The 11,765-nt window shown below is 41.8% G+C and carries 7 protein-coding genes and 1 other annotated feature; of the genes, 4 read left to right on the top strand and 3 right to left on the bottom strand.

What is annotated here, in order from left to right:
• Positions 1–302 precede the first annotated feature (302 nt).
• Complete coding sequence (gene acsA / locus R2B77_RS02240; protein WP_203246633.1) at positions 303–2,021, top strand: acetate--CoA ligase; 1,719 nt, start codon at positions 303–305, stop codon at positions 2,019–2,021.
• Positions 2,022–2,067: 46 nt separating this feature from the next.
• Here the strand turns inward: acsA and R2B77_RS02235 are convergent, their stop codons facing one another.
• Positions 2,068–4,956, bottom strand: a complete 2,889-nt coding sequence (locus tag R2B77_RS02235; protein ID WP_203246634.1) for a transglycosylase domain-containing protein — start codon at positions 4,954–4,956, stop codon at positions 2,068–2,070.
• 105 nt (positions 4,957–5,061) lie between these two features.
• Positions 5,062–5,259: a binding site (T-box leader), on the top strand.
• Positions 5,260–5,353: 94 nt separating this feature from the next.
• On the opposite strand from R2B77_RS02235, the gene tyrS reads away from it, so the two are divergent.
• Positions 5,354–6,619 carry a tyrosine--tRNA ligase gene (gene tyrS / locus R2B77_RS02230; protein WP_203246635.1) on the top strand — a complete coding sequence of 422 codons (1,266 nt, stop codon included), beginning with the start codon at positions 5,354–5,356 and terminating at the stop codon, positions 6,617–6,619.
• A gap of 144 nt (positions 6,620–6,763) precedes the next feature.
• Here tyrS and R2B77_RS02225 read toward each other — a convergent pair whose 3' ends face one another.
• Together R2B77_RS02225 and rpsD are read right to left on the bottom strand one after the other, a co-directional pair.
• On the bottom strand, positions 6,764–7,576 hold the full coding sequence (locus R2B77_RS02225) for a cobalamin-binding protein (protein ID WP_203246636.1): 813 nt from the start codon (positions 7,574–7,576) through the stop codon (positions 6,764–6,766).
• A gap of 84 nt (positions 7,577–7,660) precedes the next feature.
• Entirely contained in the window at positions 7,661–8,263 is a 603-nt protein-coding gene (rpsD, locus tag R2B77_RS02220) for a 30S ribosomal protein S4 (protein WP_203246637.1), read from the bottom strand.
• 342 nt (positions 8,264–8,605) lie between these two features.
• On the opposite strand from rpsD, the gene R2B77_RS02215 reads away from it, so the two are divergent.
• Together R2B77_RS02215 and megL are read left to right on the top strand one after the other, a co-directional pair.
• The gene (locus R2B77_RS02215) at positions 8,606–10,471 is read left to right on the top strand and encodes a sensor domain-containing diguanylate cyclase (RefSeq protein ID WP_203246638.1); all 1,866 of its coding nucleotides are present in this window, start codon (positions 8,606–8,608) and stop codon (positions 10,469–10,471) included.
• A gap of 82 nt (positions 10,472–10,553) precedes the next feature.
• On the top strand, positions 10,554–11,744 hold the full coding sequence (gene megL, locus R2B77_RS02210; RefSeq protein ID WP_203246639.1) for a methionine gamma-lyase: 1,191 nt from the start codon (positions 10,554–10,556) through the stop codon (positions 11,742–11,744).
• Positions 11,745–11,765: the final 21 nt, after the last annotated feature.

The following is an 11,765-nucleotide window of genomic DNA, read 5'->3' as shown; positions in this document are numbered from 1 at the left end:
TAATTGCGTCCGAATTTTGAATTGAGCTTGCTCGATTGACTCTTTACAAAATCTGTGACATCCGCCGAAGGCTTTATTTTCGTTTCGGCAAATGTATTTGTACTGAAAGCGAAGCGTCAGCTACAGGAGTTTGTACATCCGCTAAACTGGGAAACAAAATCGCATTCAACTGGCTAGTTAAAAAGGTGGAAGAGTATTGCTGAATGAAAATAAAAACTAATAGAAAAATAAAATTAATTAACCAATTCAGTATTAAGTAAGGTAGAATGAATAGTGTAAATATTTATGAAAGGGTGAGATGGATGGTAATGAAAACTTTGCCAGTCGTTCAAGGCGATTATCAACTGAGAGATTATGATCGTAAAATTGCAGAATTCAGTTGGACAGATGTGGAGAAAGAATTTAGTTGGTTCGAGAGTGGCAAGATCAATATTGCCCACGAAGCAGTAGATCGCCACGCAGAATCCTATCGTAGAAATAAGGTTGCACTCTATTATAAAGATGCAGATCGAAAAGAATCATACACGTATAGAGATATGAAGAAAATGTCAAATAAGGCTGCAAACGTTTTGCGTAATCAGTCTCCATTGGAAAAAGGGGACCGTATTTTCATTTTCATGCCACGCTCTCCAGAATTATATTTTGCGCTATTAGGTGCTTTGAAGTTAGGGGCTATCGTAGGTCCGCTTTTCGAAGCGTTTATGGAGGGGGCAGTTTACGACCGGTTATCAGATAGTGAAGCGACTGCAATTATTACAACACCAGCGCTTGTGGACCGGATTCCCGTAGACAAATTGCCGCATTTAAAAACCGTTTTCCTCGTTGGGGAAGATATTAAAGAAGAAGGCGTTTTTGTAGATTACAACAAATATATGAAGACTGCTTCGTCAAACTTCCAGGTAGAATGGATGGAGCGAGAAGATCCTACATTGCTTCATTACACGTCAGGCTCGACAGGCAAACCAAAAGGAGTTCTACACGTTCAGGAAGCTATGGTGCAGCAGCTTCAAACGACTCGCTGGGTACTTGATCTGAAAGATGCAGATACATTTTGGTGTACGGCAGACCCAGGTTGGGTAACGGGTACGGCTTACGGTATTTTCGGTCCTATGCTTGCTGGGGCAACTATTCTTGTTGTCGGTGGTCGTTTCTCTTCAGACGCATGGTATGAGGCAATAGAGGAGTATGGTGTGACGGTATGGTACAGTGCTCCGACAGCTTTCCGAATGCTGATGGGGGTAGGGGAAGGTCCATTAAGCAAATACAATCTTTCTTCGTTACGCCATATTCTTTCTGTTGGGGAACCATTGAATCCGGAGGTTATTCGTTGGGGATTAGAAGCATTTAAACTGCGTATCCATGATACATGGTGGATGACCGAAACCGGTGCACAAACGATTTGCAACTTTGGCTGTCTTCCGATTAAACCAGGCTCCATGGGGAAACCGGTTCCGGGAGTTGAAGCGGCTATTGTCGATAACCAAGGGAATATTCTACCGCCGAACCATATGGGGAACTTAGCTATTAAAAAAGGTTGGCCAGCTATGATGCGTCAAATTTGGAATAATCCAGAGAAGTACGATTCTTATTTCTTGAATGATGAATGGTATGTATCAGGTGATTCTGCTTATGTTGATGAAGACGGTTATTTCTTCTTCCAAGGCCGTGTAGATGACGTCATCATGACGAGCGGAGAGCGTGTAGGTCCATTTGAAGTAGAAAGCAAGCTTCTTGAACATCCTGCAATCGTGGAAGCGGGGGTTATCGGGAAACCGGACCCAGTACGCGGGGAGGTTATTAAAGCATTTGTCGCGCTTCATGACGGCTATGAGCCAACAGATGAGTTGAAGGAGGATATCCGTCAGTTCGTTAAAAAAGGACTTGCAGCACATGCAGCACCGCGGGAAATTGAATTTAAAGATAAATTACCGAAAACGCGAAGTGGAAAAATTATGCGTCGCGTACTAAAAGCTTGGGAATTAAATTTACCAACTGGTGATTTGTCAACAATGGAGGACTAAAATCAAAAAAGGCATGTCTATTTTTCAATAGGCATGCCTTTTTTCGTTATTCTTGTTCAGTATCATCCGTACCGTTCTCATCGGGTGGAGGCGTACTGCCTTCCGAATCACCACCGTTTTCTGGTGGAGGAACGATAGGTGGCGTTATATTAGGAATTTCATCATCAGGTATTGTCACTTCAATCTTCACGACATTTGATATCTCTGAAAGCTTCCCAGTAATATCAACCGCCCTGACAGTATATGAACCACTGCCGATGACGAAGGACTTAGGTGAACCATCTGCTATAATACTAACTTTCACACCGTCTTCATAGACGTAGTAGCCAATCACATCGGCTGAAGCCGAATCATTCCATGTCATCGTATTGCCGTTTAGTGTCAGTTGGACAGGTGCGGGAGCGATATCATCCGCTTCGAATATTGAGTTAGATACAATATTGGTAGCAAACGCGGAATTCGATGGAAATAGTTTAGACGCATCACCTTTCCAAGGTCCAAGCATTCGTTCGATGAAGGACTCACTGACCCCTATGCCACCTGATGAAACAAATTCAATTGGTGTTGTAGGATGTGCAAGATATTTTTCTCCTTTTACTAAAACAAATGAAGAGGAGATGATGCTATCATCCGCAGTTGTTGGCAACATCGCCTTAGCGTTGAATAAGTCGGATTTTACAAGTCCGGCTGTTGAACATTCAGCTGACGGCGCTAGTCCGGATATTCCGCAGAACGCTCTAGAAACAACACCATCAGGCTGTTTGAATCTAGAAGCAGCTCCGACTAACTCGGGCGTTACTTCATTGGCAGCATTCATAATACGTGCGAACAGCGTACTTGTTCGTGTAGAAGGGTGCAAGGTTTGCCGTTCAAGCCCGAAATAAAGGCTGCGTTTTCGTTCTTTATAGCCAAGCCAAACCCCGAGGGAAACATTTGGATTATAGCCGACGAGCCACGCATCACCGTAGCCTTGCGTTGTTCCCGTTTTAGCTGCTAAATCCAAATTAAAATTCAAATGTTTAGGGACTTGAGCACCTGTGCCTCCCGTTTTTAAAACATCTCTTAGCATATCTGTGACAATGTAACTCGTTTCTGGGCTGAATACATCAACAGGCTCAGCGACATGCTCATAAACAATATTGCCATTCATATCTTCAATTTTCTCGATAATGTAAGCGTCGATAAATTGTCCGCCGTTGGCAAAAGTAGCAAAAGCATTTGTGTTTTCCTCCACGCTCATTCCAATATCCATTCCACCATAGGAGGTAGAGTAGTTCACATAATCACCTGGAGATAGTTTTGAGATACCCATCTTTTTCAAAAACTCAGCAGGTCTTTGGTCGATAATATCCCGGTATAGCCTTGCGGTAGCCAAGTTTAAGGACCTTGCAAGGGCCTCTCTTGCAGGGACAATCCCTTTCTCTAGTGATTGTGTATAGTTATTCGGCGCCCAAGTGGAACCATCCGGCTGTTTGACGCTAAATTTCACATCGACAACGGGACTACCCGCTCCGATGACACCATATTCAATGGCCGGTGCAAATACAAGCAGTGGCTTCATGGCAGAACCATTTTGTCTGTAAGCTTGTGTTGCATGATTTGTTGCCTCTTTACTATGATCACGTCCACCGATAAAGGATAGAATTTTACCTGTACTATTCTCAATCATGATGGCACCGACTTGAACTGGGTCTTCCTTCAGTTCGATTTCACCAGAGTGTGGATCTTTCTCTTCACGCGTATAAGTGAATCCGTAATTTTCAAAGGACTGACCGACTTCATTCATCTTGTCATACAAAGGTTTATTGACTGTCGAATAAATTCTATAGCCATCGATTTTCATAGAGCGTGTTGCTAAGATAAAATACTTTTCAGCGATTTTTTTATCATTATCAAGACGTTCAGGATCGATGCCATCTTTTTCAGCGAGGATTTTCGCAAGAATATCAACAGTTCGGTTTTGGATTTCCTGTGTTAAATAAGGATATTTTTCATTGGCGCGTAAAGCAGGTTCACGGAAGTCCTGTGTAATATCATAGGCAATAGCTTCCTCGTATTGCTGTTCAGTAATATATTCCGTTTCTTTCATTCTAAAAAGAACGGTTTTCATCCGGTCAACCCCGGGCTTGAGAAAATTTGCTTCCTTGAGCCCGCCGCCACTTTTAAAAGGTGTATAAGCGAATGGGGCTTGTGGAATTCCTGCGATGAATGCAGATTGAGCAAGTGTTAAGTCTGCCGCTTTTTTGTTGAAAATCCCTTCAGCTGCCGTTTCAATCCCTGCAATATTTTGTCCGTTAGCATTTCGACCGTATGGAATGATATTCAAGTATGCTTCTAGAATTTCGTCTTTTTTCATAAAATGTTCAAGTCTCATAGCAAGTAAAATTTCTTTTGCTTTACGTTCATAGGAAACTTCGTTCGTCAAAATTTGATTTTTGATCAATTGCTGTGTCAAAGTTGACCCACCGGTTTGATTGTCGGAATTGGTCACGTCCTGAAAGAGTCCGCGGAAAATAGCCTTTGGGACGATTCCGTTATGCTCTGCAAAGTATTCATCCTCTGTAGCATAGACCGCGTCAATAACGAATGGTGAAACCTGTTGAAGTTGGGTATCTTTTCGCTCGATATCTGAATTTATTTTACCGATGTAGACATTATTGGCAAGATAGATTTCAGACGTTTCCTCGTAATTGAAAATTGCGTCTCGCATCTCACTTTTCGAACGAAGTGGTTCTTTTGCGACTAAGGATGCAAAATAACCAGCACCCACTGAGGCAGCGAACACGGATAATGTGAGTCCGAAAACGATGAACAATAAAAATAGGTTCCAGACAACACCAGAAGTGATACGCATACTTTTTGCCCATTTGGTTTTATTCAACGCTTCAATTTTATCTTCTATAAGGTCAATTCGGTTTTTTCTATGTTCGCTCAAGTCAATCTCCCCCTAAAATCTTTCCTATTATAGCACATTTTGATTGTAGGTTAACGATTATATTTGACAACCTATGAATATCGGTTAGAATGAGTGATATATATTTTTTACATGTTGAAAAAGTCGAAGTAGTGGCGATAAATTCGTTTAGAGAGACAGCGGGTGGTGAAAGCTGTTCGGTATATCGTGCATGAATTACAACTTTGGAGTGTGACGCGGATGCGGCGTTAATGCATATTGAGCGGAGAATTGTATTCTCAAGCTGGGTGGTACCGCGTTAATAATGTAATTAGCGTCCCTGCATGATTTTTTAATCGTGTAGGGGCTTTTTTAATTGATTCAGCCTGGAGTTGAATCAATTAAGCTGAAGCATAATCGATTTTCAGGAGGAATTCAAATGACAAACGCATTGATGGAAGATTTAAAGTGGAGGGGCTTGCTCTATCAGCAAACGGATGAACAGGGCCTTGAAAAGGTATTGGATGAAGAGAAGATTTCTTTATACTGTGGTGTTGACCCAACGGCAGACAGTATGCATATCGGGCATATTGTCCCTTTGCTGACACTGCGTCGTTTTCAAATGCATGGACATCGTCCGATTTTACTTGTTGGTGGAGCAACGGGCATGATTGGAGATCCGTCGGGCCGTTCTGACGAAAGACAGCTTCAGACGACGGAGCAAATTGCGAAAAACGTTGAAGGCATTAAAGGACAGCTAGAGCGGATTTTTGATTTTAATACTGACAATGGCGCGCAAATGGTGAATAATAATGACTGGATTGGCTCGATGAACATTATTGAGTTTTTACGTGATTACGGAAAATTATTAGGTGTCAATTACATGCTGGCCAAAGATAATGTTGCCTCACGCCTCGAGGGCGGGATTTCCTTTACAGAGTTTTCTTATATGTTAATTCAAGGAATCGACTTTAACCATCTTTACAACAATTACAACTGCCGCGTGCAAATCGGTGGCTCGGACCAGTGGGGGAATATTACAACAGGCCTTGAAGTGATTCGTAAGACGCATGAAGAAGAAGCGAAAGCGTTTGGAATTACGATTCCGCTTGTGACAAAAGCAGATGGTACAAAGTTCGGGAAAAGTGCGGGCGGTGCAGTGTGGCTTGATGCAGCGAAAACGTCTCCTTATGAGTTTTACCAGTTTTGGATTAACACAGCAGATGCTGATGTTATCAAATACATGAAAATCTTCACGTTCATGGAGCGCGAGCAAATTGAAGCGTTAGAAGTTTCAGTGCAAGAAGAGCCGCATTTACGCAAAGCGCAGTTGACGCTAGGGGAAGAAATGACGCGTTTGATTCACGGTCAAGATGCATTGGATCAGGCAATTCGTATTTCCAAAGCATTATTCAGTGGAGATTTGAAAGCGTTGACGGCTAGTGAAATGAAAGATGCTTTCAAAGACGTGCCTTCATTTGAAATGGCGAAAGAAAACAAGAATATTGTTGATTTCATCGTTGAATCGGGTGTGTCGCCATCGAAACGTCAGGCACGTGAGGATGTTACGAATGGTGCGATTTCATTGAATGGTGAGCGTGTGACGGATACGGCTTACGAAGTAGGTGCTACGGATCGTCTAGATGATGCATTTATCATCGTCCGTCGCGGGAAGAAAAATTATAAAATGGTGAAGTTTGTTTGATATATTGAATTAAAGAGTCTTACCAACAACGCTTATCGCTTTGCCGGCCCCAGCTAGGCGTCTTCGCTGGGGAATAGATGGAAATAAAATTTATAATAAAAAGCTATTTTCCTTATAGACATCGGGAAAATAGCTTTTTGCTGTTTAGGCGTTGGTAATCCAGTTGGGTAATTTCAAGTCTGCATATATTTCTGGATGGATCATTTTTCCTAACTTTAAAGCACCTTCAAGTAGGCGTGGGGAAGGGCGGCAATAGAGCTCTTCTTCCATTTTAGCGAGACGTCCCTCTTTGACAGCAGCAAGCTCTTTCCAGCCCGGTCGCTTTAGGACGACTTCTGTTTTTACTTTATCAGAACGTACGCCAACCCATGCGAGCAATATGTAATCAGGGTTTCTCTTCAACACATCATCCCAATCGGTTTGTACACTGGCAAGTTCAACATCACGGAATTCATTGAGTCCACCTGCAATCGAACTAATTTCAGTAAGCCAATTAATTCTCCCAGGCGTAAATACAGGTTTTGGCCACCATTCCCAGTAAAGAGAGGGGGTCGTTTTAACGGTTGTTGCCCGTCTTTTCATGTCGTTAATAAAGGATAGGTATTCGACTTTAGTTCGAAGCGCCTGCTCTTCAATACCGCATGCTTGTCCAACGATTAGCAGATCTCCTGCAATATCATCCAGACTTTGTGGGTCCAATATAATATGAGGGATCTTCCGTTTCTCTAATTCTTCAATATTTTTTTCCATGCCGGGTACACTAAGTGATGCGAGTACAAGATCGGGTTCATACAGTTCGAGCTTATCCATATCAATCGACAAATCGGGTCCAAGGCGAGGGAGAGCTGTAACGCTTGCGGGCCAGTCCGAGAAATCATCCACGGCGATAAGTCGGTCTACCAAACCAAGATAGGCGAGTAATTCTGTGTTGCTTGGACAAATTGAAATTAGTCTCATGAAGACACTCCATTCGTATGTAGTATTTTTATTATACCACGAAAAAAAAGAGCCCTGTGAAGGACTCTTTTCTTAGAAAAATGATTACCTGTTGTAGAATTCAACGATAAGTGCTTCGTTGATTTCAGCCGCAAGCTCGCTGCGCTCAGGCATACGAACGAATTGACCAACTTTAGTGTCTTTGTTGAATGTAACGAATTCAGGAACATAGTTGTTCACTTCAAGTGATTCGTTTACGATATCAAGGTTTTGAGATTTCTCACGAAGAGAAATTTCTTGACCAGGTTTTACACTGTAAGAAGGGATGTCAACGCGTTTACCATCAACCAATAGGTGACCGTGGTTAACAAGTTGGCGAGCTGCACGACGTGTGCGAGCAAGACCTAGACGGTATGCAACGTTGTCAAGGCGAGTTTCAAGAAGAATCATGAAGTTCTCACCGTGTTTACCAGGCATTTTACCTGCTTTGATGAACATCGTTTTGAATTGGCGTTCGTTTACGCCGTACATGAAACGAAGTTTTTGTTTCTCTTGTAATTGCAATCCGTATTCGGAAAGTTTTTTACGTTGGTTAGGACCGTGTTGTCCTGGTGCGTAAGGGCGTTTTTCGATTTCTTTACCTGTTCCTGAAAGTGAAATTCCAAGACGGCGTGATAATTTCCAAGCTGGACCTGTATAACGAGCCATGAATGACTCCTCCTCTGTTTTGGTTTTATTTTGTTGTAAAATAAGAACCAGATGTGTTCAATCCAAATGCCATTCTATTATCTTGCATCTTCGCCTCCGCAGCCAGGAGGTTACGTGATACACCTTTTAAAAGGAATAGACTGGACAATTTGAAACACACAACTGCTGCAACTATTTTACACATTTTTCATCATAACAATTATTAAAGTTCAAGTCAAGTTCCACCTATCGAAAATGAAGTGAGTATAAATGCTTACTAAAAAGAGTGGTATCTGTAGTCCAAATGCATTAAAATGTAGAAAGATACCAATTTTCAATATATATTACTATAGAGGTGAGGGAATGAACGATTATCAACTAATTTTATTTCAAATTAAGAATGAGTTAATAGATTTGATAACCAAGGATTCGAATATTGAATCGTATGGTCAATGGTTTGAAATACTGAGACCGAAATTAGGGTATTATTTTGATATCGAGGAAAGTGATTTCTTCATTAGTAATCATACAAAACTTATGCCAATCGGAAGGCACCGGTCTGCTACTGAAATAAGTAATGCTGTACCTATATATAAAATGGACCGTACGACATCATCCACCAAAACTGCTTATATAAAAGAATTCACAGACAGAGGCTATGAATATGGGGACGATTTTTTACCGTTTCGAGACGAGCAATCGGAAATACTAGGACTATTACTAGTTAAGTCGTCAAAAGAATGGCAAGAGTTTTCAGAATCACCTTATATAGACGAACTCGAACATATTATTAGTCGTCTAATCCTAGCAGTGAAAAGACTTATCATGTTACGAAAAAGAGAAAAGGATGCGAGAAGACTGTACGGTGTAATGGAGCTATTCAATGCAACGATGAACAGTGAAGTTATCCTGGACGGAATTGTAGAGGCGATTTCAGAGTCATTTCCAGATTTTCCTGTTGAACTATTTTTGTCACACGAACAGAAAAAATTTAGACACTCCTATAAACTATTGGACTATATGAATGAAAGAGCACTCACGATGACTGCATTTGTGTCAGGCGAAGTAACGGTAGAGGAGATGAACGAACTTGAAGCACGCTTCATCAACGTGCCTATCGTTGGACGACAAGGTACTTACGGAGTGTTGCGCATGGAAGTTCCAATCGACCTTGTACTTTCAGCATCGGACGATAACTTTATTCGAGTTGTGGCAACGACGGCAGGTAATTCTTTAGAAAATGCTAGTTTGTACGACCAATCACATCGCGTCATTGAAGACTTACAATTAATCAATGAGACGTCGAGAAAGTTAAATAGCAATATGCCTTTCAATGAAATGATTGCATTTTTGAAACAGCAGCTCAAAAAAGCTTTTCGACCGATGGAAACGGCATTCGTTTTTTATGATGAAACAGGTGGCTACAATGTTTCTCCAGTAAGCTCAGATTTTTTCAGAATCGAGACCGGCAGTGAGTATATTGAGCTTGCTTCTGCAAGTTTGAAAAGCGGTAAGGAGGCCTTGTTTGAGGCGAATTATAGTAGCACAGTCAGTGAGCAGGTACTCTATGAATCCATTATTGCAATCCCGATTATGAATCAGGAGAAAGTAGCCGGCTTCGTCATGTTAGTACACAAAGAACCGTACTATTTTTCGTTCGAAAGCTTCAAACTGATGGGCTCGCTTATTGGGCATTCTTCACTCGCGCTGGCGAACTCAATTTTGCAGGGGCAGCTTCAAGAGCTAGTGGATAAGGATAATCTAACAAAATTATATACGCGAACTTATTTGGACAAGATTGTCGAGGAATCAATTGGAAATGATGAAGAGGGCGTGTTTTTATTATTGGATGTCGATAATTTTAAACTTGTCAATGACACATACGGCCATGCAAAGGGTGATGAAGTGCTAAAGCAAATCTCATCTGCGATCCTATCAGAGGTTGGTGATATGGGTACTACAGCGAGGTGGGGGGGAGAAGAAATCGCGGTTTATTTGCCATTAGTCGATTTTACTAAAGGTGTAGAACTTGCGAGCCGATTGGTTGAGCTGATTCCGTCAGTCACAGAGCCACAAGTAACGGTTTCAATGGGGCTAAACAGTCGGACAAAGGAGCAACGGTTGACATTCCAAGAGCTTTTCCATTATACAGATACGGCGTTATATATGGCGAAAAACAATGGGAAAAATCAGTTTGTAATTTATGGAACAGCTATTACTCAACTGTGAAATAGGCTTTATGCCCTTTCAATTGTTGGAATACTGTGTAAAATAAAGTGACAGAACGTTATGAAAATGGAGGGTGGATATTATGAAAAATCAAGGACTACACAAGGATACAATCGTCGTACACGAAGGATATGAAGATAAAAATCATCATGGCAGCCTCACAGTTCCGCTTTATCAAACATCGACATTCTCATTTGAAACTGCTAGTCAAGGAGCTGACAGATTTTCAGGAGCTGAGGCAGGAAATATTTATTCAAGGCTTGGCAACCCAACGGTGCGAGTGTTAGAGGAACGCATGACAGCTCTTGAAAATGGTGAAGGAACACTTGCTTTCGGTTCAGGGATGGCAGCCGTCAATGCGATTTTAGTCCATTTGACAAAATCAGGTGATCATATATTGTGTCCGCGAGGAATTTATGGCTGTACATTTGGGCTATTGGGTATTATGGAGCGCAAGTACAATATTCAGCATGATCTAATCCGAATGGAGACCGAAGAGGAAATCGAGCGGGCGGTTAAACCAGAAACGGTTTGTATTTATATCGAAACACCTATCAATCCAACAATGGAACTTGTAGACCTTCAGGCAGTCGTCAATGTTGCGAAGCGTCATGGCTTACGAGTAGTTGTCGATAATACGTTTTCGTCACCCTATTTGCAAACACCTCTTGATTTTGGTGTCGACTTTGTTCTTCATAGTGCGACAAAGTATATTAATGGTCATGGTGATGTTATTGGTGGGCTATTGACGGGTAACGATAAGGAAGAGATAGAGTTAATTCGTGGGTCCATACAAAAGGATATTGGAGGCATTATGTCGCCATTCGATGCTTGGCTTTTAATCCGTGGGTTGAAAACTTTGCCAGTTCGGATGGAGCGTCATTCGTCGAATGCGGAAAAGCTAATCACTTATTTAAAAGGCCAGCAACAAGTGGAGGAAGTTTTCTATCCGTTTGATCCGGATAATCCGCAATATGCCATTGCTCAACGTCAAATGCGTGCAGGTGGTGGTATTATTTCATTTTCAGTGAAGGGTGGAAAAAAGGAAGCGCAGTTATTTATGGATCGCCTTTCGCTTATTAAGATTGCGGTTAGTTTAGGAGATGCGGAGACACTTATTCAGCACCCAGCAACGATGACCCATTCTGGTATTCCTGAGCAGGAGCGTCTTCGCATGGGGATTACAGATTCCTTGCTACGGCTATCAGTAGGCCTCGAGCATGCTGATGATTTAATTCGAGATATGGATATGGCGTTCTCTACAATGGCATAAATGTGAAATGAAGAAACCACC

This window comes from Sporosarcina beigongshangi, assembly GCF_033485195.1.
Classification (GTDB): Bacteria; Bacillota; Bacilli; order Bacillales_A; family Planococcaceae; genus Sporosarcina; species Sporosarcina beigongshangi.
The sequence above is the reverse complement of the archived record's forward strand: the minus strand, read 5'-3'. Positions and strand labels throughout refer to the sequence as shown.

Bases quoted from the DNA above. Each gene is read 5' to 3' on its own strand.
- acsA (WP_203246633.1), top strand. From the start codon at position 303: ATGGTAATGAAAACTTTGCCAGTCGTTCAAGGCGATTATCAACTGAGA.
- tyrS (WP_203246635.1), top strand. From the start codon at position 5,354: ATGACAAACGCATTGATGGAAGATTTAAAGTGGAGGGGCTTGCTCTAT.
- R2B77_RS02225 (WP_203246636.1), bottom strand. From the start codon at position 7,576: ATGAGACTAATTTCAATTTGTCCAAGCAACACAGAATTACTCGCCTAT.
- rpsD (WP_203246637.1), bottom strand. From the start codon at position 8,263: ATGGCTCGTTATACAGGTCCAGCTTGGAAATTATCACGCCGTCTTGGA.
- R2B77_RS02215 (WP_203246638.1), top strand. From the start codon at position 8,606: ATGAACGATTATCAACTAATTTTATTTCAAATTAAGAATGAGTTAATA.
- megL (WP_203246639.1), top strand. From the start codon at position 10,554: ATGAAAAATCAAGGACTACACAAGGATACAATCGTCGTACACGAAGGA.